This window comes from Cellvibrio sp. BR (assembly GCF_000263355.1).
Lineage (GTDB): Bacteria > Pseudomonadota > Gammaproteobacteria > Pseudomonadales > Cellvibrionaceae > Cellvibrio.
The window spans coordinates 1-26,537 of record NZ_JH668209.1; the positions used below are offsets into that span (position 1 = coordinate 1).

The 26,537-nt window shown below is 48.9% G+C and carries 22 protein-coding genes; 12 read left to right on the plus strand and 10 right to left on the minus strand.

From position 1 onward, the window contains the following. Positions 1-207: 207 nt before the first annotated feature. The gene (locus tag O59_RS20095; protein WP_007646085.1) at positions 208-1,134 is read left to right on the plus strand and encodes a LysR family transcriptional regulator; all 927 of its coding nucleotides are present in this window, start codon (positions 208-210) and stop codon (positions 1,132-1,134) included. Between the two features lie 20 nt (positions 1,135-1,154). Here the strand turns inward: O59_RS20095 and O59_RS21585 are convergent, their stop codons facing one another. Then, a complete protein-coding gene (locus tag O59_RS21585; protein WP_007646087.1) occupies positions 1,155-1,319 on the minus strand; it encodes a hypothetical protein in 165 nt (54 codons plus the stop codon). Between the two features lie 261 nt (positions 1,320-1,580). Between O59_RS21585 and O59_RS20100 the strand changes: the two genes are divergently transcribed. Next, positions 1,581-2,096 (plus strand): DUF6795 domain-containing protein, encoded by a 516-nt coding sequence (locus O59_RS20100; protein ID WP_007646091.1) that lies wholly within the window; start codon positions 1,581-1,583, stop codon positions 2,094-2,096. A gap of 26 nt (positions 2,097-2,122) precedes the next feature. Then, the gene (locus tag O59_RS20105; protein ID WP_007646097.1) at positions 2,123-3,301 is read left to right on the plus strand and encodes a lipase family protein; all 1,179 of its coding nucleotides are present in this window, start codon (positions 2,123-2,125) and stop codon (positions 3,299-3,301) included. 104 nt (positions 3,302-3,405) lie between these two features. On the opposite strand, the gene O59_RS20110 is transcribed toward O59_RS20105, so the two are convergent. Next, entirely contained in the window at positions 3,406-4,623 is a 1,218-nt protein-coding gene (locus tag O59_RS20110) for an MFS transporter (RefSeq protein WP_007646098.1), read from the minus strand. Between the two features lie 142 nt (positions 4,624-4,765). Between O59_RS20110 and O59_RS20115 the strand changes: the two genes are divergently transcribed. After that, positions 4,766-5,554 (plus strand): helix-turn-helix domain-containing protein, encoded by a 789-nt coding sequence (locus O59_RS20115; RefSeq protein WP_007646100.1) that lies wholly within the window; start codon positions 4,766-4,768, stop codon positions 5,552-5,554. A gap of 29 nt (positions 5,555-5,583) precedes the next feature. Here the strand turns inward: O59_RS20115 and O59_RS20120 are convergent, their stop codons facing one another. The 7 genes from O59_RS20120 to O59_RS20150 all read right to left on the minus strand — a co-directional run bounded on the left by O59_RS20120 (position 5,584) and on the right by O59_RS20150 (position 13,942). Further along, entirely contained in the window at positions 5,584-6,348 is a 765-nt protein-coding gene (locus O59_RS20120; protein WP_007646102.1) for an EAL domain-containing protein, read from the minus strand. 241 nt (positions 6,349-6,589) lie between these two features. Further along, on the minus strand, positions 6,590-7,546 hold the full coding sequence (yjfF, locus tag O59_RS20125; RefSeq protein WP_007646104.1) for a galactofuranose ABC transporter, permease protein YjfF: 957 nt from the start codon (positions 7,544-7,546) through the stop codon (positions 6,590-6,592). Further along, a complete protein-coding gene (locus O59_RS20130) occupies positions 7,539-8,561 on the minus strand; it encodes an ABC transporter permease (protein ID WP_007646106.1) in 1,023 nt (340 codons plus the stop codon). Before O59_RS20130 ends, yjfF begins: the two co-directional genes overlap by 8 nt. A 15-nt stretch (positions 8,562-8,576) precedes the next feature. Beyond that, positions 8,577-10,073 (minus strand): sugar ABC transporter ATP-binding protein, encoded by a 1,497-nt coding sequence (locus O59_RS20135; protein ID WP_007646108.1) that lies wholly within the window; start codon positions 10,071-10,073, stop codon positions 8,577-8,579. A gap of 303 nt (positions 10,074-10,376) precedes the next feature. Continuing rightward, positions 10,377-11,321: an ABC transporter substrate-binding protein gene (locus tag O59_RS20140; RefSeq protein WP_007646111.1), complete on the minus strand. Its 945-nt coding sequence runs from the start codon at positions 11,319-11,321 to the stop codon at positions 10,377-10,379. A gap of 75 nt (positions 11,322-11,396) precedes the next feature. Next, positions 11,397-12,167 (minus strand): SDR family NAD(P)-dependent oxidoreductase, encoded by a 771-nt coding sequence (locus tag O59_RS20145; protein ID WP_007646113.1) that lies wholly within the window; start codon positions 12,165-12,167, stop codon positions 11,397-11,399. Positions 12,168-12,190: 23 nt separating this feature from the next. Continuing rightward, positions 12,191-13,942, minus strand: a complete 1,752-nt coding sequence (locus O59_RS20150) for an IlvD/Edd family dehydratase (protein WP_007646115.1) — start codon at positions 13,940-13,942, stop codon at positions 12,191-12,193. Positions 13,943-14,298: 356 nt separating this feature from the next. Between O59_RS20150 and O59_RS20160 the strand changes: the two genes are divergently transcribed. The 8 genes from O59_RS20160 (at position 14,299) to O59_RS20195 (ending at position 23,401) form a co-directional block, all read left to right on the plus strand. After that, the gene (locus O59_RS20160) at positions 14,299-15,273 is read left to right on the plus strand and encodes a glycoside hydrolase family 43 protein (protein ID WP_040393811.1); all 975 of its coding nucleotides are present in this window, start codon (positions 14,299-14,301) and stop codon (positions 15,271-15,273) included. Between the two features lie 132 nt (positions 15,274-15,405). After that, positions 15,406-17,085: a ribulokinase gene (locus O59_RS20165; RefSeq protein WP_007646121.1), complete on the plus strand. Its 1,680-nt coding sequence runs from the start codon at positions 15,406-15,408 to the stop codon at positions 17,083-17,085. Continuing rightward, positions 17,085-17,777, plus strand: coding sequence for an L-ribulose-5-phosphate 4-epimerase (locus tag O59_RS20170; RefSeq protein WP_007646122.1), 693 nt, complete (start codon positions 17,085-17,087; stop codon positions 17,775-17,777). The genes O59_RS20165 and O59_RS20170 overlap by 1 nt, the downstream gene beginning before the upstream one ends. A 108-nt stretch (positions 17,778-17,885) precedes the next feature. Further along, on the plus strand, positions 17,886-19,388 hold the full coding sequence (araA, locus tag O59_RS20175; RefSeq protein WP_040393840.1) for an L-arabinose isomerase: 1,503 nt from the start codon (positions 17,886-17,888) through the stop codon (positions 19,386-19,388). A gap of 213 nt (positions 19,389-19,601) precedes the next feature. Next, on the plus strand, positions 19,602-20,204 hold the full coding sequence (locus tag O59_RS20180) for a beta-phosphoglucomutase family hydrolase (RefSeq protein WP_007646124.1): 603 nt from the start codon (positions 19,602-19,604) through the stop codon (positions 20,202-20,204). A 156-nt stretch (positions 20,205-20,360) separates the two neighbouring features. Further along, positions 20,361-21,734, plus strand: coding sequence for an MFS transporter (locus O59_RS20185; RefSeq protein ID WP_007646125.1), 1,374 nt, complete (start codon positions 20,361-20,363; stop codon positions 21,732-21,734). 39 nt (positions 21,735-21,773) lie between these two features. Then, positions 21,774-22,742, plus strand: a complete 969-nt coding sequence (locus O59_RS20190) for a family 43 glycosylhydrolase (RefSeq protein ID WP_040393842.1) — start codon at positions 21,774-21,776, stop codon at positions 22,740-22,742. A gap of 362 nt (positions 22,743-23,104) precedes the next feature. Then, the gene (locus O59_RS20195) at positions 23,105-23,401 is read left to right on the plus strand and encodes a hypothetical protein (protein WP_007646130.1); all 297 of its coding nucleotides are present in this window, start codon (positions 23,105-23,107) and stop codon (positions 23,399-23,401) included. 78 nt (positions 23,402-23,479) lie between these two features. On the opposite strand, the gene O59_RS20200 is transcribed toward O59_RS20195, so the two are convergent. Beyond that, complete coding sequence (locus O59_RS20200; protein ID WP_007646132.1) at positions 23,480-26,257, minus strand: TonB-dependent receptor; 2,778 nt, start codon at positions 26,255-26,257, stop codon at positions 23,480-23,482. Positions 26,258-26,537 lie beyond the last annotated feature (280 nt).

The following is a 26,537-nucleotide window of genomic DNA, read 5'->3' on the forward strand; positions in this document are numbered from 1 at the left end:
TGGCTGTACTCCGTTTTATTGACTCCTATCCTGAGTGGATCAGGCATTGGTTGCTTTTTCTGTTGAATAAGCGGCGGCGATTTTAGCATTGGTTATCCATGCCGGTTTGAGATGTGGGGCATAAATCTATCTAGGGTGGATAAATAGGGGCACTTATTGTATTAAGTAAAGCTTATTAATTGATTTGCAAATTCGGAAGCGAAAACTATGGATACCCTGCGTGGGATTGAATGTTTTGTGCGGGCGGTTGAAGGCGGCAGTATTGCGGCTGCGGCGCGGCGGGTGGGGATTAGCGCCGCGGCGACCAGCCAGAATATCGCTCGCCTGGAGTCTTATCTCGGTGTGCGCTTGCTGACGCGGACTACGCGAAGCCTTGCGACAACTGACGCAGGGCAAGTCTATTACGACAAAGTCTCGCTGCTGATTCACGAGTTGGAGTTGGCGAGATCAGCGGTCACCGACACGCAGCAAGAGTTACAAGGGCGCTTGTGCATCGCCTCCACCGCCGCATTCAGTCGTCATGTATTAGCGCCGCTAATTCCCGCGTTTAACCAGCGGTATCCCCGTTTGGAAATTGAACTTACATCGACTGACCGGCGTGTGGATCACGTGCAGGAATCGGTTGATGTGAGCATCCGCATCAAACAACAGTTGGATGATGGAATGGTCGCACGCAAGATCGCAACGGTTCCCTCTATTTTTTGTGCATCACCGGCATACCTTGAGCGGGCAGGGCGACCATCAACCCCTGCCGATTTGCGCGAGCATGATTGTTTAGTCTTTCGTCTCGCTGTTGATGGGCGATTGCTGCGTTGGGGATTTGTTGAAAACGGGCTGCGTTTTGACGCAGACGTGCGTGCAGCAATCATCAGTGACGATATCGATGTGCTTGCGCGTCTTGCGGCGGCGGGTGGCGGAATTACGCGTTTGGCCTCGTTTGTCGCCAATGATTATTTGCGCAGAGGCGAATTAAAAGAATTATTTACCTGCGACGAATGCACCGGTTTTAATGCGGAAATTGAACCACTGGATTTTTACGCCTGCGTGCGCGACCGCCACCAATTAACACCGAAAGTGCGCGTGTTTATGGATTATTTGGTAGAAGCACTGCCCGCTGAGTGGCGGGCAGTCTAGTCAATAATAGGCGTAAAGTTTTAGGTGTGTTTCATGCGCGGCAGCAAAATAGTGATGATACCGAGCAGTGGTAAAAAGGCGCACCAGTTAAACACATGTTCAATTGAGGTCGCATCCGCTAATGCGCCCAAACCTGCCGCCGCTATACCGCTAATACCAAATATCAAGCCGATTTTAGTGGGCACCAATTTTTGTGCTGGCTCTACAATCGACGAAAATCCCGGAAATTAAAATCGCTAGTAGTTCAGTTGTGATGCCTATCACATTGTCGGGCTAATTCCGTAAACAGAACCCATATTTATTTTTTGGTGGTCTGCGCTTTTAGGACTTTTGTAATATGCTGCTGCGCTACAGATTAGTAGAAGCATGTGCTATCTGTGTGTTACTGATAAATAATGAGGCTTCCGGGGTGTTCCTGCTTAAGTCTACTGTAGAGTCAACGTTTCATGAAAAAACAGATTTTTATCAAATTGACTGTCATTTTTTGCAGTCTTTTTTTTGTTGCTGTTGGAGTTTTTGCCATGAGTTTAGGTGATGTTGGAAAAGTATGTTTGTTTTCAGCGATGTCGGGAACTATTACCTTGGATGGTAAGCCAGTTGCCGATGCCCGCTTGGTGCGTACAGGGGATCGTGATGGCCCCATTGTTGATGAGACTGTCACTGATAAAAATGGCTATTTTGAATTTCCGGCCATGTTTGAACGCACAATCACAAAATTTTTGCCGCAAGAATTTGTAGCTTCCCAGAAGATTGTGGTGTCCCACAATAATAAGGATTACAAAGTATGGAGCTCGGTGAAAAGAAGCCCTAAGGAAAATACAGAGTCAAGGGGTAAGCGATTAATAGTCATTTGCGAATTAAATAGCGAAGAAAAAAGTATTGTGGTGGATCGGGTACCTATTCACAGCTTGTGTGTTTGGGATGTGGCGCCAGACGCTCCGGAAAACTGGGATGAGTTGTAAAAATTAATTAAATAAAGGAGATTTATATGGCTGAACTTACACCAAGACTTTCTGCATCTCTTGCCGAAGGCGTTTATGGATTAACAAAAAATGAGTCAATCGAGGAGGCAGTAAAGGATTTAAATATTCGCTTTAAGGATGTTGCCGGTTTTTCGGATGATGCTATGTTAAAAGCCAAGACTGGCGGCCCCTGGTTCATAAAATGTAGAACGGCTTTTGGGTTTACGTTGATCGGGAAAGGGAAGTTTAGCGGTCAGGCATTTATTCTATTCAGGGGTACACAATATCTTGCAGATTGGTTGACTAATTTTAATATTACTGTTTCCCGTGGCGCATCGGGTCAACCAGTGCATGATGGATTTAATCTTACCTTTAAAACAATGGAACCAAAGCTCAAAGAATTTATGGGTACTTTGGTCAAAAATAAAATAACGCAGATTCATTGTATTGGTCATAGCCTTGGCGGCGCGTTAGCTACTATTTGTGCGGATTGGATTCGTACCTCCTATAAAATAAAACCTTACCTTTATACTTTTGGTAGCCCCCGTGTTGGGTTAATGGGGTTTGCTGACAGCTGCACTACGAATATAGGAGCTGAGCGCATTTTTCGTGCTTACCATAAAACGGATATAGTGCCTTGTATTCCAACCTGGCCTTTTATTCACACACCTAATTCCGGCACTGATTATTATTTGCCTTCCCCGGGGGTTGTTCCCGGTCCAACTTATCATGGGATGGATAAATATATAGAGTCAGTAAGTGGAAAAAATTGGGCTACGCTCGCGGCATTGGATATTGAAAAGAAATCGGAAAGTGGGATTGTTCTTTGGTTGAAGTCTCCCTCTCCTGTTGGATTAACGATTACGGCTTTGGAATGGTTAAATCAGGCATTAGTTTATGTGTTGAAAAAATGTTTAAATGGTGCTGCTTGGGTTATCTCTGGTGCTATGGGAACATCTTTTACATTAATGGACCAGCTTGCCTATGTTTTGCAAAAAGGGATCGATTTATCCGAAAATGTATCATCTTTGATTTTGCATTTGATTCGTAAAATAATGGAAATACTTGGTATGAAGCGAACATTAAAAGCGGTCGATTTGACGCGTGAGTTTATTCGCAATATTTTCATGAGATTGCATGCTAAAGCGAATGAATATGCTAAAGCGGCGTTAAGTGATGCTATGGTTAAAGGGCGTGCTATTTAATCATTAGACGTTGTAAGCAAAAAGGAGCACACAACTGTGCTCCTTTTTTGTTTACAGGTCAGGCATCATAAATGCAGTTAGTATGCTGCATACGACTAAATGAATTACTCGCGCTTCATTGCAGGCAATAAAATAGTAATAATCCCCAGCAATGGTAAAAAGGCGCACCAGTTAAACACATGTTCAATTGAGGTCGCATCCGCTAATGCGCCCAAACCTGCCGCCGCTATACCGCTAATACCAAACATCAACCCAAAAAATACGCCGGAAATCATGCCGATTTTGCTGGGTACTAATTCCTGCGCGAGCACCACAATCGCTGAAAACGCGGAGGATAAAACCAAACCAATTACCACCGACAGCACCGCCGTCCAGAATAAATTGCAGTAGGGAAATAGCAGGGTAAAAGGCGCGGCACCGAGAATGGATATCCAGATGACCGCTTTGCGCCCGACCTTATCGCCAATAGGCCCACCGGCAAATGTGCCGAGTGCCACTGCTGCTAAAAACAGAAACAAAAATAATTGCGCATTGGCGACGGAAGTGGAAAATTTCTCGATCAAATAAAAAGTGTAGTAATTGGTAAACGCCGCCATGTAAATGTATTTGGAGAAAACCAATAGCGCCAATACGGTGAGTGCACCGATCACTTGCTGGCGGGTTAAATGCGCAAAATGCGCGTGTTTTTTTACACTCTTAATGCAAGCGCCGGAGCGAATCGTCCAGCGGCTCACACCAAACAATACCGTCACACCCAGAATTGCAAATAGGGTAAACCAGCCAATGGCACCTTGCCCCTGCGGAATAATAATTGCCGCTGCGAGCAGTGGGCCAAACGCCGAACCCGCATTGCCCCCCACTTGGAAAAACGATTGTGCAAAACCAAAACGTCCGCCTGAGGCCATGCGTGCCACGCGCGAGGCTTCCGGGTGAAAAGTGGATGAACCCAAACCAATCATCGCGGAGGCAATCAGCAACCAGGTGAAACTATCGGCCAGCGCCAGCATCACCAAACCGCACAGGGTAAACAGCATGCCGGTCGGCAGCAGATAAGGTTTGGGGTTTTTATCGGTATACAACCCAATCGCCGGTTGCAACAAGGATGCAGTCATTTGGAAGGCGAGGGTGATCATGCCGATTTGGGTAAAACTCAACTCATAGTTGGTTTTTAGCATGGGGTAGATGGACGGCAAAATCGCCTGAATCAAATCATTCAGCAGGTGCACAAAACTCACTGCACCCACGACGGGCAGAATGGTTTTGGTCGCGTCAAATTCCATAGGTTTAAGGCGCTGGGCGGGAATTGGTTCCAGTTGGGTCATGTCGGTAGCTATCTCCGGGAGTTCTGGGCGCGCACAGTATAAAGTGCTGTAAAAAGCAGATATGACATAAACTGTCGAATAAGTGACATGTTGAGCTATTTTGGGGCATGAATATGTTTTTGCTGGGAAGGGGGATTCGAGCATGAAAATCGTAGAGCAGCGTAGCCCGGAAGGTTTACAGCATGTGCCCCGCCCGATTGTGGCTTGGGGCGGGCGTTATGCCAATGGCGATGAAATTCCCCCGCACACCCATCCGCGTGCGCAGCTGCTTTATGCCGTTGAGGGGGTTATGCGTGTGCTTACCCCCAATAGTGTGTGGACTATTCCCTCCCATCGCGCGCTCTGGGTACCACCGAATGTTGAACATCACTCGTTCATGATGAGTGATCTGGAAATGCGCACACTCTACGTGAGTGAGGATATTTCCCGCGCGCTCGGTACTGAATGCCGGGCGATTTCGGTCTCGAGTTTATTGCGCGAGTTGATTTTGGGGCTGCTGCAAGAACCGGCGGAATATCCTATTCCGGGGCGGGGAGAGCATTTAGTGGCCTTGATACTAATGGAAATTAGTGGTGCCGCCGCCCAAGCCGTGGAGATTCCCTGGCCGCAGGATCGACGTTTACAGCGGGTGTGCCAATTTGTGATGAATGCCCCCGGTGTCAGCCATACGATTGACGATTTGGCTGCGATGGTAGGTGCGAGCGCGCGCACCTTAATCCGTTTGTTTCCCAAAGAAACTGGTTTGAAATATCGGCAATGGGTACAGCAGGTACAACTGGCGGAAGCGATTTGTCGGTTGGAGCGCGGTGAAGCCATCGCACGCATCGCCAATTTTTTAGGTTACAGCAGCCCAAGCGCGTTTACCGCGATGTTTAAACGCAGTTTTGGTGTGGCGCCGAATCAGTATTTATTAAAACAAGTTCCGGGTTGATTGGTTGTTAATTGGTTGTTGAAAGGATTTTAAAAAACCTCGGCAGGCACTTGGGCCAGGCTTTGAAACGCGGGGCGCGCAAAATAATAACCCTGGAATAAGTCGATCCCCATATCGCGCAGCACGGCATATTCTTCGTAGGTTTCTATGCCCTCGGCAACCACAGTCATACCCAAATCGGTACAGACCTGCACAATGCCGCGCACAATAATCTGGCTGGATTTGCGCGTATCAATATTGCGCAGCAACGCCATATCCAATTTCATAATATCGGTTTGGATCTCGGCGAGCAGATTCAAGCCTGCATAACCTGCACCAAAGTCATCGATTGCGGTTTTAAAACCACGCTGGCGATAGTAATCAACAATATTGCGCACATGCGCCAAGTCATCGACCTTTTCACTTTCGGTAATTTCAAAAATAATTTGCTCGATGGGGAAATTGTATTTTTCCGCCGCGGCTAAAGTGGTGCGAATACACAGCTCGGGTCGGTACACGGCATTGGGCATAAAATTAATGCTGAGCAAGCTTTTCATGCCCAGCTCTGCGGCGAGCTTGATGGCTTTGGTGCGACAGGCCTGATCAAAACGGTAGCGATTACTGTCGTTCACATGCTCAAAAATTTGCCCGGCACCTTCATTGTTTAAGCCGCGCACCAGCGCTTCATGCGCAAAAATCTCGCGTGTACGGCAATTCACAATTGGCTGAAACGCCATGGTGAAGTCAAAATCCAGGCCTTCGCCGTTTTTGCATTCTTCGCACCCGGTTGGGCCGCAGTGTTCGTCTTTGCTCATGGTCGATTCATTTATTCACTAATGTGGGTAGCTAACTCGCGGAGGGGACAATCTCTATTGAGCCACTTTTAGGGCAAGCCTGAAGCCCAGTATAGGCGATGAATGTCTATTCGCCCATGTGTGAGATTTTTTGAGGGTGGAGGCGGGTAGGGAGAAAAACAAAGCCCGGAGTGGTTGACGCCGGGCTTTTGAAACAATCTGTCGGAAGTCGCTGTGCCCTTCTGTTACACAGAAAGGCAATCTATTTAGGTCTTGCGCGCACCAAGAGTTGTTGCAGGGCGATGAAACAGAAGAGTAGCAGGCCAATCACGATCTTTGTCCACCAGCTGCTTAAGGTGCCATCAAACGAAATGTAGGTTTGCACTACGCCCATGATGAGTACACCAATCAGGGTGCCGAACATGTAGCCGTAACCGCCGGTGAGCAGGGTGCCACCGATAACGACCGCGGCAATTGCATCCAGCTCTACACCGACTGCGGCGAGGGAATAACCGGAGAAGGTATAGAAGGAATAGACAATGCCGGACAGCGTCGCGAGGAATGCGCTGATGGCATAGATGCGGATGGTCGTGTGTGCCAGCGGAATACCCATGAGTGCTGCGGAGTTCATATCGCCACCCACGGCGTAAACGCGGCCGCCAAAGCGGGTGTAGTGGGCCACAATAATCGCGGCGATTAATACCGCTACCGCAATCAGGGTAGAGGTTCCCACCCAGGCATCACCCGGCAACATAAAACCAAACTCGGCGACTTGATTATAAAATTCATGTTCAATCGGAATGGACTCTTCGCTAATTACACTCGCCAAACCGCGCGCAAAAAACATTCCTGCGAGCGTGACAATAAACGGCTGCATTTTGTAGTAGTGGATAATTGCACCCATGATCGCGCCGAAGGCGGTGCCGCCCACCAGAACGATGGGAAATACCACCAGCGGATGCATGTTGTATTTGCTAATTAATACACTGCACACCACCCCGGTGAGTGCGATAACCGCGCCTACCGATAAATCGATACCGCCCGATAAAATCACGAAGGTCATGCCGACAGCGGCAATAATTAAAAACGCATTGTCGCTCAGTAAATTAAAAAATACCCGAGAGCTGCCAAAACCTTCAAATTGCACCGAACCTATTCCGAACAATACAAAAAATAAAATGCAGGTGACGGCGAGGGGAATAAATTTGGGATTAAGCACGGTTAATCTCCTTGTTGTTTTTCTTAAAGAAGTTCAACTGACTTAATTGCTGTTGGAAGCGCGGCGATTGCATCAGCAGCACTAAAATGATGGCGCTGGCTTTAATCAGCAGATTAAATTTGGGTTCAATGCCGCTCAAAATAATAGTGACGGTCAGGGTTTGAATAATCAGCGCGCCGATGATCGCGAGGAAAATAGAAAAGCGCCCGCCCATCAGCGATGCACCGCCAATCACTACCGCGAGAATGGCATCCAGCTCCAACCACAAACCGGCGTTGTTAGCATCGGAACCGCGAATATCGGCCGCTGCAATCATGCCTGCCAGCGCTGCACATAAACCGGCAACAGTGTAGACGGATAATTTAATCGCTTTGGCATTCAGCCCCATGTAATGACTGGCCGATGGGTTGGCACCCACAGCTTCAATATATAAACCCAGTGCCGTGCGGCGCGTGAGCAATTGCACTAGCGCAAAAGTGATAATTACCAACACCACAGGGAAGGGCAGGCCGAGAAAATGACCGGTGCCCAAAAATGCAAAACCGCTGTGATCAAAGGTGACGATCTGGCCTTCGTTAATTAATTGCGCAATACCGCGTCCGCCTACCATTAAAATCAAGGTGGCAACAATCGGCTGGATGCTCATATAACCCACGAGAAAACCATTCACTATGCCCGCAATTAAACCGGCAATTAAACCTGCACCGATAATCAGTGCAAGGTTGTCCACGCCTTTGGTGATGTAGTACGCACTCACCGCACCGGCGATGGCCATAATAGAACCGACCGATAAATCCACCCCGGCAGTAGCAATGACTAATGACATACCAATTGCCAAGAGCGCAACGGGCGCAGCGCGGTTAAGTACGTCAATCAAACTGCCGTAGAAACGACCATCTTTAAATTCAATATTGAAAAATTCCGGTGCAATGATGGCGTTGATAATCATCAGCACCAGCAAACCCGCGCAGGGCCATAAATAGCGGCGCAGATTTTGGTTCTTGGTAAAATTCATAACAGCCTCTATCAATTAATTCGACGCAATCGCCTGCATAATGCGTTGTGGGTTGATATCGTCGCCTTGCAGCTCGGATACTTTTTTGCGATCGCGCAGCACTACCACTTTGTTACTGAATGCAACCAGCTCTTCCAGTTCGGAGGAGGCGACTACCAGTGACAAACCATCGGCGCAGAGTTTGCGAATCAGGCGAATAATTTCGGCGTGCGCGCCAATATCAATACCGCGTGTAGGTTCATCCAGAATTAACAAGCGTGGATCAGCTGCCAGCCAACGCGCGAGAATGACTTTTTGCTGATTGCCACCGCTTAATTGTTCAATCGGTTTTTCAATATCCGAGGTGGCGATGTTCAACTCTTTCACGTAACGATTGGCGATTTCTTCCTGCTCTTTACGCGAAATAAATTTCCACCACCCCTGTTTAATTTGGCGGGCGAGAATCATGTTTTCGCGAATCGATAATTGGCCGAGAATGCCATCGTGTTTGCGGTCCTCCGGGCAGAGACCCATGCCCGCAATAATGGCTTCGCGCGGCGCGGAGAAATTGACTGGTTTGCCATCCAGCAATAATTGGCCGCTGTTGCGTTTATCGATAGCAAATAATAAACGGCACAGTTCAGTGCGGCCGGAGCCGAGCAGGCCGGCAAGACCAACTACCTCACCTTTACCAACGGTTAAATCCATCGGCGATAAATTGGTGTTGTGGCCCAAGGCTTTTAATTCCACCAGCGGTTCACTGCTGCTGTGACTACTCTGCGGTTTGTGTTCGCCCAACGCTGCTAATTCTTTGCCGAGCATATGACCGATTAATTCCGGGCGCGACAAAGTGGCCGCTTCAAATTCACCGACGAGTTCTGCGCTGCGCAAAATAGTAATGCGGTCGCATACGGCGTAGACCTGATCTAAAAAGTGGGTGACAAAAACAATGCCAATGCCTTTGCTGCGCAGGTCGCGCATGATGCGGAAGAGCGACTGTACTTCGTCGGCGTCCAAACTGGCGGTGGGTTCGTCCAGAATTAATACTTTGGCCGACATGTCCACACCGCGTGCGATGGCAATTAATTGTTGCACCGCGATGGAGTAGGTGGAGAGCGGTTGGGTTACGTCGATATCCAGGTCGTAGCCTTTTAATAATTCCGCTGCATCGCGATTCACTTTGCCCCAGTTAATTAAACCAAAGCGGCGCGGCTCACGGCCCAAATAAATGTTTTGCGCCACGGTTAAGTTGGGCAGCAAATTCACTTCCTGATACACAGTGCTTATACCAAGCGCTTGTGCATCGCCCGTGTTAGTGGGGAATATGGGTTGACCGTCTAATAAAATATCGCCGCCGTCGCGTTGATAAACACCGGTCATGACTTTAATCAGTGTGGATTTCCCTGCGCCGTTTTCACCGAGCAGCGCATGAATTTCACCGGCGCGCAGAGTGAAATCCACTCCTTTAAGCGCATGCACACTCGGGAATTTTTTATGAATTCCCTTGAGTTGTAAAACTGGATTTGTGTTCATAATTTTATGTATCTATTTAGGTGCCTTTTGTACTTCGTAGTCCGTTTGTCACCGGCATTTATGTTTCGAAAACGCATAAATACATCCCTGTAGCTCCCTCAAGTCGTCCCTGACTTGAGGGTTTCGAAACATAAATGCCAGTAACAAACTCGAAATGTGCTCAATTGATACTTGGTACATTCTCTCGGGGTGCTAGCGAATAGGGTTGGGAGACCATCGGAGACATGGATGTCGACGATGAGCCTACATGGATGTATTCACGGCGTGTCTCACAACCCTATTCGCTGGCATCTGCGCACAGTTTTATTTAGCGCCGCGTTTAGCCAATTCTGCCGCTGCATTTTCTTGAGTGAATACTGCACCACCCATACGAATCCACTTTTCAAAATCTTTTTTGCCAGCGCGTGCTTGATCAATTACATCAAACGCCGGGCCGCCGAGGTGCGGGCTGAGTTCAACGGAGACATTAATTTCACCGGACACGATAGATTTCAACGCGTCATCCACCGCATCTACCGACACGATTAAAATATCTTTACCCGGCTGCAAACCCGCTTCTTTTACCGCTTGAATTGCACCCAGTGCCATTTCGTCGTTATGCGCCCAAATCGCACAAATATTTTTGCCGCCACCTTCGGCTTTGAGCATGGTTTCCATTACTTCTTTGCCCTTGGCGCGGGTGAATTCAGCAGTTTGGCTGCGCACAATTTTGGTCTCGGGGAATTTCGCGATGGTGTCGTTAAAACCTTTCATGCGGCCGATAGCAGCGCTTGAGCCAACAGTGCCCTGCAGTTCCAAAATGTTGCACTTGCCCTGGGTTTTTTCGGTCAGCCAGTTTGCTGCGCGTTGGCCTTCCACTTCAAAATCGGGGGCAATGCGGGTGAGGTAGAGCGATTGATCGGTGACGGATACATTGCGATCCAGAATTACCACCGGAATACGCGCGCGTTTGGCTTCCATCAACACTGGCTGCCAACCGGTTTCCACTACTGGTGCAATTAAAATCGCATCCACCCGTTGGGCGATAAAACTGCGTACCGCTTTAATTTGGTTTTCCTGTTTTTGTTGCGCATCAGAAAACTTTAAGGTGATGCCACGTTTTTCGGCTTCAGCTTTTACCGATTCAGAAAAACTGGTGCGCCAGCCGGATTCAGAACCCACCTGCGCAAAACCCACGGTTAAGGCATTGGCAGTGGCGCTGATGCCGATAGCGGCAGCGAGGGTCAGGGTTTTAAAAATAGTTTTCATTGTTATTCCTCGAGTTATTCAATTTATAAATTAAGTGATAAAGCAATAAAACGGTAAAGCGAATTCTTGTGCTGATTAAATCCAGCCGCCGTCCACAATAAAATGTTGCGCGGTACACATACGGCTATCGTCTGATGCTAAAAATAATGCCATAGCGCTAATGTCTTCGGGCATTACCGATTTTTTTAGACACTGGTTATCCAAAATGTTGCGCGCAGTCTTGTCTTGCGTGAGCATCGCTACTTGGCGATCCGTCATCACCCAACCGGGTACCAGCGTATTTACGCGGATATTGTCACCACCCATATCGCGCGCAAGGCCGCGTGTTAAACCTTCAATCGCTGCTTTGGAACTGGTGTAACCGGGCATACCGCCTTGGGTGGCGTACCAACTCATGGAACCTAAATTGATAATCGATCCGCCGCCCAATTCGAGCATTTGAGGGTACACCGCTTGCGCGGCAAAAAAATGGTGGCGCAAATTCACCGCCAAACGCTCGTTCCAGTAATCAACCGTAACAGTGCGAAAATCGTGGCGCGTATCGTTGGCGGCATTGTTAATCAGCACATTAATGGCACCGACATCGCTATAAATTTGTTTGATGGTGGCCTGCAACTTGGGAATATTGAGCAGGTTGCAGCGATAGTAGCGCGGTGGTGTGCTGCTTGTGCTGTGACTCAGTTGCTCCACCAATTTGTGCGCATCTTCATCGCGGATATCGATAAAACACACCTGCGCGCCCTGTTTGCAAAATGCCTCCACTAAGTTGGCGCCAATGCCGGATGCACCGCCGGTGATCAGTACTACTTTGTATTTCAGGCTTGGATATTGGTTGGTGATTGCCATAGTTGTTGACCTAATAAATCACCTTAATGTGAGTGGCCGGGCACTGCAGAGCCGCGACAACCCACTAAAAAATCAAAGTCGCAGCCTTCGTCGGCCTGCATCACGTGTTCTATATAAAGCTGTAAATAACCACCGGTTTTTTGCTGCGTTTTTTGGGCGCGTAATTGCTCAAGACGCGCGGCAATTTCCATATCGCTCACTTCCAAATGCAGCGAGCCATTTTCGGCGTCCAGTGCAATCCAATCGCCATCTTCTACGGCGGCGAGTGGGCCAAACTCCTGCGCTTCGGGCGCAACGTGTAATACCACTGTGCCGAACGCCGTGCCGCTCATGCGCGCATCGGAAATGCGCAGCATATCGGTCACACCTTGTTTGAGTAGTTTAGGTGGTAAACCCATATTGCCTACTTCCGGCATGCCGGGATAACCCTTGGGGCCGCAGTTCTTTAAGACCATTACGCTGTTGGCGTCTACGTCCAGGCTGTCATCCATAATGCGCGTTTTGTAGTGATCAAAACTGTCGAATACTACGGCGCGGCCGCGATGTTTCATTAATTGCGGTGACGCGGCACTGGGCTTTAATACCGCACCGCGCGGCGCGAGGTTGCCGCGCAAAATACAAATGCCGCCGTTGTCGCACAGTGGGTTGTCGAGTGGGCGGATGACATCATCGTTGTAGCATGGTGCGTTCTGGTTGTTTTCCCACAGGGTTTTGCCGTTAGCGGTGAGGCAATCCTTGTGCAGTAAATTGGCATCACCCATGCGTTTTAACACGGCCGGTAAACCGCCTGCGTAATAAAAGTCTTCCATTAAAAATTGGCCGGAGGGCTGCAGGTTGACCAGTGTCGGCACTTGATGGCCATAGCTGTGCCAGTCGTCCAGCACCAAAGGAATATTTAACCGTGCGGCGATGGCTTTTAAATGAATCACCGCATTGGTTGAGCCGCCAACAGCAGCGTTGGTGCGAATAGCGTTAATCACACTCTCACGGGTGATTAATTGCGAGAGGCATAAATCTTCATTCACCATCTCGACGATGCGCATGCCCGAGGCGTAAGCCAGGGTTTTGCGGCGCGAATCCACCGCTGGAATCGCGGCGTTTTGCGGCAGCGATAGCCCGAGTGATTCCACCATGCAGGCCATAGTGCTGGCGGTGCCCATGGTGTTGCAGGTGCCGGTGGAGCGGGACATGTCCGCTTCGGCATCCATAAATTCTTGCAGCGAAATCTTGCCGGCTTTGTAGTCCTCGCTCATGCGCCAGACCAGGGTGCCTGAGCCGACATCCTTACCCTTGTGTTTGCCGTTGAGCATAGGCCCACCGGTCACCACGATAGTAGGCAGGTCGCAACTCGCCGCGCCCATGACTAATGCGGGGGTGGTTTTGTCGCAGCCGACTAATAACACCACGCCGTCAATCGGGTTGCCGCGAATCGATTCTTCCACATCCATCGCCGCTAAATTGCGGGTGAGCATGGCGCTCGGGCGCAAATTGGATTCACCACTGGAAAACACCGGAAACTCTACCGGCACGCCGCCAGCCTCCAGAATGCCGCGGCGCACGCTTTCGGCCAGGTCGCGAAAGCTGCTATTGCAGGGGGTGAGTTCAGACCAGGTATTGCAGATGCCGATAATAGGTTTTCCCTGGAAATGATGCTCAGGAATGCCCTGATTCTTCATCCAGCTGCGGTACATAAAGCCATTTTTGTCTTGCGTGCCAAACCATTGCGCGCTGCGCAGGGCTTTGGTGGTAGATCTGTTGTTATTGTCTTGGCTCATAAAGGCTACTTCGTTAATACGCCACGCCAGTGGAATCTGCTCCTGCCCGTTGCCGCAGGTATATCAATATAGAGATACTTGGAACAGATGATTATTATTAATGTATTACAATATAAGTTTTCGGCAGCCTCTCTAGCAATCCAAATTGTGAGGATTTACGAACAATAACCCTGACGCTTGCGAAGTTTGGGGGCTTTTGTGATGGCAACGTAAAAATTTGAAAGGGATGCTTGATTTAATTGTAATATAATATCAATATAAATCAACCCCACCTGATGGGGCTTGTTGATAATCAGCCGCTGCGTCGTTTGGCGTGCACAATAAACAGAAGAAAACACAAGAAAGAGGAATCTCCTATGCGTTCATTCATCAAACCCTTGGTCGTGGCAGTGGCATCTTGCTGTGCGGCATTCACACAAGCAGCCAACCCCATTTTTACCGATGTGTTTACCGCTGACCCGGCGGCGATGGTGCATGACGGCAAGGTCTACCTTTACACCGGTCACGATGAAGCCAAAGACAATACCAAGTTTTTTGAGATGCACGACTGGCTGGTTTATTCCTCGGATGACATGGTCAATTGGGAAGCCCACGGCCCCCTGTTAAAGGTTAAAGATTTCAAATGGGCCAAGGGCGATGCCTGGGCCAGCCAAATTATTGAGCGCGACGGCAAGTTCTACTGGTACATCACTGCGCGCCACAACGACACCAAACCCGGTTTTGCCATAGGTGTGGCAGTGGGTGATAGCCCACTTGGCCCCTTTAAGGATGCGCGCGGTAAGGCGTTGATTACTAACGACATGACCACCGCCACCAAAAATGACTGGGATGATATTGACCCCTCGGTTTGGATTGACGACGACGGCCAGGCCTATTTGTTCTGGGGTAATACCAAGGCCTACTACGCCAAACTCAAGAAAAACATGATTGAGCTGGACGGCCCGATTATGGAGATCAAGGGGCTGCCTGAATTCACCGAGGCGATCTGGATTCACAAGCATCAGGACAACTTCTATTTGTCCTATGCCATGGGCTTCCCCGAGAAAATCGGCTACGCCATGAGCAAGAACATTAATGGCCCTTGGGAGTACAAGGGAATCCTCAATGAAGTAGCGGGCAATACCCCCACCAATCATCAGGCAATCATTACCTTTAACGACAAGCACTACTTTATTTACCACACTGGCGCCGGTCGCCCGGATGGCGGTCAATTCCGCCGTTCAGTAAGCATTGATGAACTGTTTTATAACCCGGATGGCACCATCAAACGTATTGTCATGACTAGTGAAGGTGTTAGCGCTAACAAAGCGGTTAAAAACAGCAAAAAATAAGTATTTACACTGCATCCAGCCCCCTAAAACCAATTGACAGGGGCTGGTCTTGCTGAGATTATATTGTCATACAATATTAATATCCTTTGATGAGGCAATAGCTCATCAAACAGTACAACAATAGGTGAAGTTATGACGTCCTACGCCTTGGGGCTGGATTACGGTTCTGATTCGGTTAGAGCCCTGTTGGTAGATGCCCTGACCGGCAAAGAAGTAGCAAGCAACGTGGTCTATTACCCGCGTTGGAAAAAAGGCTTGTTCTGCGTACCCGCTAAAGACCAATTCCGCCAGCACCCGCTCGACTATCTGGAAAGCCTGCAGCAGGTAGTGCAAGGCCTATGGGACAAAGCGCCAGCCGGTGCGGCTGCGCAAGTTGTTGGTATAGGTTTCGATACCACGGGCTCAACCCCCGTCGCGGTGGATAGCGAAGGCGTTGCCCTCGCGCTTAAACCCGAATTTGCCGAAAACCCCAATGCGATGTTTGTGCTCTGGAAAGATCACACCGCCGTGAAAGAGGCACAGGAAATTACTGCTGCTGCCGGTAAGGCAAGAGAAAACTATTTGAAATACGAAGGTGGTATTTATTCCTCCGAGTGGTTCTGGGCCAAAACCCTGCATGTACTGCGGGAAGACGCCGCCGTCGCCAAAGCTGCCTACCTCTGGGTAGAGCATTGCGATTGGATGTCGGCGGTACTCACTGGAACTACTCACCCGAGCAAATTGCGTATGGGTCGCTGCGCGACGGGCCACAAATTGATGTGGCACGAAAGCTGGGGCGGTTATCCACCCAACGATTTTTTTGTGGGTATAGACCCACTGCTGGACGGCCTGCGCGACAAGCTGCCCGCTGAAACGTTTACCTCTGATCAAACCTGCGGCCAATTAATTGGTGAGTGGGCTGAACGCTTGGGTCTGCCGGTTGGCACTCCTGTGAGCTTCAGCGCGTTCGATTGCCACATGGGGGCGGTTGCCGCCAATGTAAAACCGGGCGTGCTCACCAAAATTATGGGCACTTCCACTTGCGATATTACCGTCGCCACCTACGACGACATTGGCGATAAATGTATCGCCGGTATCTGCGGTCAGGTTGATGGTTCAGTCACACCGGGCTTGGTGGGCTTGGAAGCAGGACAGTCAGCTTTTGGCGATTTATATGCCTGGTTCCGCAATTTGGTGAACTGGCCGGTAGCCAACCTGTTGCAAGATTCAGCACTGCTGGATAACGCGACCAAACAAAAACTCGCACAAGAAATTGAAGACAACACTTTGGTTGCGCTGAGTAAAGCTGCAAGCCAATTAGCCATCGGTGAGTCTGGCATTACCGCACTCGATTGGGTTAATGGTCGCCGCACCCCCGATGCGGATCAAACCGTGGCTATGGCGATTGCCGGTTTAAAAATGGGCAGCAGCGCGCCGCATATTTTCCGCGCTTTGGTTGAAGCTACCGCTTACGGCGCACGCGCGATTATCGAACGCTTTAAACAAGAAGGTGTGGCGATTAATTCCGTGGTGGCAATTGGTGGTATCTCTAAAAAATCCGACTTTGTAATGCAAACCTGCGCCGATGTATGGAACTGTCCAATCGAAGTATTAGAGAGCGAACAGAGTTGTGCCTTGGGCGCAGCGATTTTTGCCGCTGTAGTAGGCGGCGTTTATCCAACCGTAGAAGCCGCGCAAAAAGTCATGGCCTCCACTGTGTGCAAAACCTATCAGCCTAACGCACAAGCAGCAGCGGCTTATGAAGCCTTGTATCAGCAATATCTAACGCTCGCTGCGTTTGAAAATGCAGGCGGTGTGGGAGGTAAAGCCTAATGAGCTACACCGAATTAAAGCGCGAAGTCTTTGAAGCCAATATGGAATTAAACCGCCGCAATCTGGTGGTGTATACCTGGGGCAATGTGTCGCAAATTGATCGCAGCAAAGGTGTGATTGCGATTAAACCGAGTGGTGTTTCTTACGAGGTGATGACCGCAGAAGACATAGTGATCGTGGATTTGGAAAATAAAATTGTGGAAGGCAAGATGCGCCCTTCTTCCGATACCAAAACCCACACCCATTTGTATCGCCATTTTGAAACCATTGGCGGTGTGACTCACACTCACTCCACTTACGCGACCGCGTGGGCACAAACCCAGCAGGCAATTCCCTGCTACGGAACCACCCATGCCGATTACGCTTACGGTGAAATTCCCTGCACGGCAGTGATGACCGATGCGCAAATTGAACGCGATTACGAAGAAGAAACCGGCGTACAAATTACTGATTGTTTTAAAGATCGCAGCCCGATTGAAGTACCCATGGTAATTGTGGCCGGTCACGCGCCATTCACTTGGGGAAAAAATGGTGCGGATGCCGTGTACCACGCGGTGATTCTGGAAGAAATTGCGCGCATGGCTTATTTGACCAAAACCTTGCAGCAAAACACGCCGCCGCTAAAACAGGGCATTGTGGATAAACATTATTTACGCAAACACGGGAAAAATGCCTATTACGGGCAGAAGTAAAATTTTATTAAGTTGTATAGGTTGGGTCGGGCCGCGTAGGCAGCCATGTCCAACAACCAAAAATTGAAAATCGACAAAAAATTGAAAATATTTCCTGAGGAAAACAGCATGAAAATTTACGGCGACAAAGAAGTCTGGTTGGTAACTGGCTCACAAGATTTGTACGGCCCCGGCGTATTAAAACAAGTCGCCGAGAACAGCAAAGCCATCGCAGCGGGATTGACTGAATCCAACAATATTTCCATCAAAATTGTTGCGCAAGACACGGTTAAATCGCCGAAAGAAATTTTGGCGGTATGCCAAGCGGCGAATAGCAATCCCAATTGTGTGGGTTTGATTTTGTGGATGCACACCTTCAGCCCCGCAAAAATGTGGATCGCCGGTTTGAGTGCATTGAGCAAGCCTTATATGCACTTGCACACCCAGTTCAACGCTGAGCTGCCGTTTGCTGAAATCAACATGCACTTTATGAACCTCAACCAATCTGCCCACGGTGACCGCGAATTTGGTCACGTGAGCACCCGTTTGCGTCAAGAGCGCAAAGTGGTTGTGGGTCACTGGGCAACGGATTCTGTGCAAAAACAAATCGACAGCTGGTGCCGCGTGGCTATGGGTTGGTACGCCAGCCAGAATTTGAAAGTCGCCCGCTTTGGCGACAACATGCGTCAAGTAGCCGTAACCGACGGTGACAAAGTTGCTGCGCAAATTAAATTTGGTTACGAAGTTCACGCCTACGGTTTGGGCGATTTGCAAAAAGTAGTAGACGCAGTAACCGACGAACAAGTTGCTGCACAAATTGAAGTGTACAAAAAAGATTACGATGTAAACCCCGCGATTTTTGATGATGAACATCAATACCAAATGCTGAAAAATGAAGCGCGTTTGGAGCTGGGCATGCTGAAGTTTTTGACCGACGGTGAATTCGGTGCATTTACTAACTGCTTCGAAAACCTGACCGGTTTAACTAACCTGCCGGGCTTGGCTACCCAGCGTTTAATGGCAGCCGGTTTTGGTTACGGCGGTGAAGGCGATTGGAAAACCGCAGCCATGGTGCACATCTGCAAAGTGATGTCCAAAGGCCGCGAAGGTGGTTCATCCTTTATGGAAGACTATACCTATCACTTTGGTGCCGTGGATCAAGTATTGGGCGCGCACATGTTGGAAGTGTGTCCATCCATCGCTGCTGCAAAACCAAAACTGGAAGTGCATTTGCACACCATTGGTTGCCGTAATGATATCGCGCGTTTGATATTCACCGGCAAAGCAGGTCCTGCGCTGTGTATTTCTTTGATTGATATCGGCACTCGTTTCCGTGTAATCATCAACGAAGTGGATACCGTAAACCCACCACAAGAACTGCCGAAATTGCCAGTAGCTAAAGCCCTTTGGGAACCGCGCCCCAATCTGGAAATTTCCGCTGCTGCGTGGATTCAAGCCGGTGGTGCACACCACAGCGCTTACACCCAGGGTGTAACGGCTGATGAAATTGTTGATTACGCTGAAATGGCTGGCATCGAAGCGGTTGTGATTGGTGCAGATACCACTGTGCGCAATTTCAAAACCGAATTGCGCCACAACGCTGCTTACTTTCACCTGAAAGATGGTGTTTAAGAGCGCATAGGTGAGGGGATTGGGTAGAGGTTTGTGTGACTGTGGCCGACATGGATGTCGGCGACAAGCCCCCAGGGAAGGGTTTACGGCGTGTCTCACAAACCTCTGCGCAATACCCGCACCGGTTTGCGCAACGAGAAGATTTTAATTTCATTTCGAGTTAAGTCTGGATCTGTGCTCTAATTTCCGTCCAACCGGCAAACAAGAGAGCAAATGATGTACGACCATTACGATGCGTTGATTTTTGATATGGACGGCACCCTGGTAGACAGCGGCCAACTCCATGAGCATGCATGGACTGCAACACTGAATAAATATGGCATTCCGATTGATCGCCCCTTTATGCGTTCACTGGCCGGTGTGCCCACCAAGGGAACTATTGAAATCCTGCTGGAAAAATTTGGCATTACCGCCAGCGCCAGTTTGGATGAAATGAACGATTTTAAAGAACAGGTGGTGCACGACTCTATGCACCTCTATGTAAAACCAACGGCATTGATCGACGTTGCCCAGCGCTATCACGGCAACAAACCCATGGCGATTGGCACGGGTGCTTACACCGAAGAAGCCCGGAAAATTTTGGCGCTGTGTGGCTTGGATAAATACATAGATGCTGTAGTCGGGGCCGATCAAGTACAAAACCCCAAACCCGCACCGGATACATTTTTACGCTGCGCAGAATTGTTGGGCGTTGATCCGAAAAAATGTGTGGTATTTGAAGATTCAAAGCTCGGGCTGCAGGCGGCAGCCAGTGCTGGTATGGCGGGTATCGATGTGTTGTTGGTACACGCGGTGGAAAATGATTATTTTTTGTAACAAAAAAATAATCCATCACTCCTGCGATTGTAGGAGTCGTAGACCAGCGTAGCTAATCCGGAATGGTGAGAGAAATTAAAGGAAGCGGCAATTACTCCCAAGCGTATTGCCGCTTTTTTTACACTTGTAGTAAAAATTCACGAGGCGAAAATAATAATGCAATCAACCCCAGCAACTAGCGCGAATAGCGAGAAGTTATCTATCACCGAGAAAATCGGCTTTGGCGCGGGCGATATGGCGTTAAATGTGGTTATCTCCTCGATGATGTTGATCATCACTTTTTATTACACCGATATTTTTGGATTAACCCCCATGGATATGGGCATACTGTTTTTCACCGTAAAAGTAGTGGGCGCTATTTCTGATTTGGTGATGGGCCAAATTACCGACCGCTTTACCTTTTTACAGGGCCGCTATCGCCCCTGGTTGTTGTGGTTGGCCATTCCCTATGCAGTCAGTGTGTTTTTTGTATTCACCACACCCAATTGGGAATACGACGCGAAATTAATTTGGGCCTACTCCACTTATATCATGATGACCTTCATGACTTCCGGTGTTGGCATTCCTTATATTTCATTGCCCAGTGCACTCACCAGTGACCCCAAAGAAAAACTCTCGGCCAACGGCTACCGTTTATTCCTCGCCAAAATTGGTGCCTTTATGGTGGCCATTGTGGTGCCGCTGGTAGCGGGAATGTGGACGGATAAAGCGGTAGGTTATCAAGTGGCTATGGCGATTATGTCGGCTATTGGTGCGGCGATGTTTTTATTCTGCTACTTCAAAACAACCGAACGTGTAGTGCACGTAGTGGAGCCGCAACCGCTGCTTAGCCAGTTTTTGCAATTATTAAAAAATGATCAGTGGTTAATTCTGGTGGGTGTGTGTATTACCGGCACCATTGGTTATGTGATTCGCGGTTCAGTGGCAATTTATTACGCTAAATATTATTTGGGTGGCGACGATGCCACAGTGTCAGCATTTTTATCCACCGGGGTGGCAGCAGCTATTCTGGCGATGATCGCCTCCACCTGGATCACCAAGTTCTACTGCAAAATCAATTTATTCCGCTACACCCAATTGATTGTTGCCGGTTTAAGTGTGGCGATTTATGTATTTGTTGGCCCGCAAGATGTATTGCTGGCGTTTATTTTGTATTTCCTGTTGTCGTTTGTAGTGGACTTACATGCCCCGGTATTCTGGTCAATTATTTCGGAAACCATTGACTACGGTCAGGTAAAAAATGGCAAACGCGTTTCCGGTTTTGCCTACGGCGGTATTTCGGTCGGGCAAAAAGCCGGTATGGGTATTGCCGGTTTGATGGTGGGTTGGCTGTTAACCTATTTCCAATACGTACCCAACCAGGAGCAATCCGAAACCTCAATGATGGGTATTGCTTTGATGCTGTCGATTATTCCCGGTGTTTTCCACGGCTTAATGGGGTTGCTGATGTTTATGTATCGTATCAACGACCGCTATTACGCCGAATTAAAACGCACCATGATTGTTAAAGGCTATATCGCACAACATTAATGCGTGTGCATGAATCAAAAAAATGTTTGGAGATTTTTTGTGAGTGAATTATTAAAACCCCTGATCCCACAGCGCGCTGATCCGTTTATTTATAAACATACTGACGGCTATTATTATTTCACTGCATCAGTGCCGGCGTATGATCGCATTGAATTGCGCCGCGCCAAAACCATTGCCGAATTAGCTACAGCACCCACTGTGGATGCTTGGCACAAACCTGACACTGGCCCTTACAGCGAATTGTTGTGGGCACCGGAAATTCATTTCAACAAAGACCCGGAATCCGGCGAATCAGCCTGGTACGTGTATTTTGCTGCAGCACCCAGCCGCGAAATTAAATTCGATTTGTTTCAGCATCGCATGTATTGCGTGCGCAACAAAAATGCTAACCCGCTTGAAGGCGAGTGGGAATTTATGGGCCAGATTGACAGTGGTATAGACACATTCTGTTTGGACGCTACCACCTTTACCCACAAGGGTGTGCTCTATTATTTGTGGGCGCAAAAAGACGTGAACATTCGCGGCAATTCCAATTTGTATATCGCGCCCATGAAAACGCCTTGGCAGTTGGCGGGTGAGCCAGTGCTATTAAGCAAACCGGAATTCGAATGGGAAATTCGCGGCTTTTGGGTAAACGAAGGCCCATCGATTTTAAAACGCAACGGCAAAATTTTTATCAGCTACTCCGCCAGTGCCACCGACGAAAACTATGCAATGGGTCTGTTGTGGGCCGATGAGAATGCGGATTTATTAAATCCCGCGTCCTGGGAGAAATCCAAAGAGCCAGTGCTCTGTTCGGATATTCCTAATAAAATCTTCGGCCCCGGCCACAACAGCTTCACCTACGGCGAAGACGGCGACACAGTAATGCTTGTCTACCATGCGCGCACCTACACCGAAATCGAAGGCGACCCACTGTGGAATCCGGATCGCCACACCTTTGTAAAACCCCTCAAGTGGAACGACAAAGGCATGCCGGTATTTGGTAAGCCATCGATGATTGATTAAGCGGCTCTGCCCGATTGCAATGAGAAAAGCCCCGCTGCGGTGAGCTGCAGCGGGGCTTTTTGTTGCCTGCCGAATCAATTGAGGCATAAGGTTTTTTTGCCTGGATCTGCGCCGGTATTTTGTCGCATTTTTCATCATTGCTGGTGCGTCTTCTTAAAAAGACAATACCACGTCGTTTTTGGTGTTTTTATTCCAATTAAATAAAAAAATCAAAAATAAATGCTTATTTATTATAAAAATGGAATAAAAAATAATGATTTTTATGCCAGCTCTGCTAATCTTACTCTCAGGTTTGTGACCTTGGTCACGGTTGTGGTTGAGCGTGTTTTTAATTGTCGATCTACTTTTCTAGAGGAAGGTTTATGAAATCGTTGGTTGTTGCTGTTGGTTTTGTTGCTTCTTGTATGGTGTCTTCACTGGCCTCGGCGTGCGCCAAGCCCGCTGCCAAACCAGAAATTCCCGATGCTGCCACAGTGGTTACCGCACAGATGGTTAAAGCAAACAACGATGTAAAAGCCTATGTGCAAGGCGTGCAGGACTACTTGGGCTGTGCCGGTTTGGCGCGCAGCGAAGAGAAAAAAGAGTTGGATGATTTGAAAAAATTTGCCGATGACTTCAACCAGGTTATCCGCGATTTCAAAGCAAGATCAGCCAGTTAAGTTAATCTGCTGGATCGGACATAAAACAAAAAGGCCGCTGGAAACAGCGGCCTTTTTGTTTGCGTTACTCGCCAGATTTTAGAACGAGTAACGCGCACCTAAAGCATAAGTACGGGCAAAAATGGAGGCGCCGTTGTTATACAAATAATCGTCGGTGTAGTAGCCCTGATAAATTTCATCGGTAATGTTGGTGGCATCGAAGGTGACTACCAGATTATCGGTTATGTCATAGCTAAGCTGGAAATCCATGCTCGCTTCTGAGGCCGACCAAACACCGCCGGGCATAGCGCAGCAACCGTTAAAGCCGGTTTTGAAATCGTCGCGCCATACATAGGACAGGCGGGCGTCAAAACGTTCTTTTTCATAGGCGAGCACCACACTGTAAGAGGTGTCAGACACACCGTACATATCATTGGTGGTGCGCTCGACTATGTTGTTGTTTTCATCAAATACCGGGTCGTAGGTTTCGCCGTCAAGCAGGGTGAAGCTGGCCTGCACACCCAAACCGTCCAGCAGTTCTGGCAGGTTGTCAGGGAAATACACCAAGCCTACTTCCACACCATTCAACTGACCATTAGAGGTATTGGAGGGGAGGGTTAAGCGGTATTTGCCGTTTAGGTCCGGGTTGGCGTTGCCGGTTACTTCAATGTTGGTGACTGCACTGGCGACAAAACCTTCTACATCGCGACGGAACAGTACCGCATAGAGCGAGCTGGATTCGGCGAAGTAGTATTCCAGCGACCAGTCATAGTTCACTGATTCTGCAGGTTTCAAGTCTGGGTTGCCGCCGCTGGCAGTGCCAAATTCCAGGCCAGTGGTGGTTGGGCGGTAGGTGCGTGCCGGGTTGAGATCACCATAACCGGGGCGACGGATAGTTTCGCCGTAGGTAAAGCGAGTGATCAGGTCATCGGTAAATGAGTAGCGAATAACCAGATTTTTCAGTGCACGGCTTTCACTGGCTTCGTCATTAATCGGAGCCCAGGTTACGCCGTCACCGTTTGCGTTTTCAAAGAAGTCCATGTCGGTATCAACTTGCACAAAACGCACGCCGACTTGGCCGTCCAATGGTTTATCAAACAGTGAGAATTCGTAATCTGCTTGTAAATAGGCGGAGGCGGTTACTTCATTAATATTGAAAATACTGCCGGGTTGATAATCCGAGCCGCCCGCCTGGAAACCGTAGAGCGCACGGATTTCATCGGAGTTTTCCAGCAGGTAATTGCCGTCTGCCGCCAACCATTGGCTGGGTACATAGGCTTTGCCTTCAAAGAAGCCGGATTTACTGATGTTCACCAAACCTGGCAGCAACGTCAGATCACAACCCGTTTCTGATTTACAGCCACCGCTCTGGTCTTTGTATTTGGATTTTGCACCGCGATCGTCATAGCGCAAGCCGGCGCTGAGCTGTTTGATGGGGCCCCAATCGGTCTCGTAATCGGCATCGATATTAAAGGTGGTTGCTTCACCGCTATCGGTTGGGCCGTTGTCATAAGCGGTGCTCATGCTCCACTCGGCGGGATTGGTTAAATCACTTTCGTCGATATTGGGTGTGTTTTCGTCATCCAGGAATGCCACCAATGGCAAGCCATCGTCGTAATTAAAGTCGACCACTAAGCGATCGCGTACCGAGTCGGTGCGCATGGCAAAAAAGCGGCCTTCGTAGTCGCTGGTCTGATGGACAATTTCAGATTCCACTTTCAGGCGATCATTAATCTCCCACTTACCGCCCAGTGCATAAACCCAGCTGTCGGTATGGCCACTTGAGCCATCGCCCGAGGTGAACATATTGGCGTTATTAATGTAGTTGGTTTTTACCACGTTGGAATTGGGGTAAAGATCGGGATTGCGGAAATGGCTCGCGCCGTTGGTATTGATGAATACCAACGAGTTAAATGCCTGGTTGCGATAACCGTTGTAAAAGGTTTCAAACAGATACTCAGAGTTGTCATTAGGTGCGTACTGCAGTGAAATATTAGCGGCCGGACGCTCGCGTTTACCGGTGAAATCGGTGAAGCCCATGGCATCGCGCAGCAATACATATTCGGTAGGAACGCCGTTGACATTCAGGGTAGAGCCGGGGGCTGATGATAGTCCCTGATCAGTTCCCGCTTGATAACCGCCTTCGGTACTGCGAATCACACCATAGGTGTCGGCGTTGTAGGGGTCGAGCGAACCGATCCAGATATTTTCATCGCGGTAGTTGGTTTCGGCATAAGAGAGGTTAATCAGTGCGCCGAACTCACCAACACTGGTTTCCCATCTATCACTGGCCAGCATGCTGACATTGGGATCGATTTCTTCCGATGTGGATTGGTAAATGCCTCGCGCCGCCATCACGACTTTGGTGTCGTCAAAATTGAAAGGGCGGTGGGTTTTGATATCGATATTGCCGGCAATGCCGCCTTCGAGTTGATCGGCGGAACGGGTTTTATACACATCAACACGGTTAAGCAGGCTTGCAGGGATATCCGCAAGTGCCACCGAACGGCCGGTAGAGGTAAAAATCTGGCGACCATTAACGGTAGTGGATACGTCGCCCAGACCGCGAATAGTCACGCCGTCTACTTCACCGCCGCCGCGGCCGGTGACCTGTACACCGGTGACACGTTGCAGTGCTTCAACGACGTTGTTATCGGGAAATTTGCCGATGTCTTCTGCAATGATGGCATCGACGATTTGAATTTCATTGCGCTTGATATCAAGTGCTTTGGTTAAGCTGCCACGAATACCGGTAACAACAACTTCTTCCAAATCGGTTTCGTTGTTAGTGGGTGCGCTGTCTTGTGCATAGAGCGGCTGGCTGGCCAAAGCTACGACAAAAGTAATAGCGCTGCTGAGCGCGGAACGCTGGAACATGGGGTGACCTCACGTGTAGTTGAGTTTTGCGGCTCTTTCTCAGTACCAGCTTGTCGATCCTGCAGGCAGGTGCCGGCAGAAGGGGGAAAGTTTGGCCTGAGGGCTGTCTGTGCGTGGCCACAGACAAAAAGAGCCTAGTTATATTTATCTTTCAAATATAATACTATTGTATGACTATTTTGGTGTCAACTGATGAAATTGCTTTCATAGGTGTTTACTCGCTGAAAACTTTGTGACACCATAATTGTTAGTATTATTGTATGACTAATGATGTGGCTCA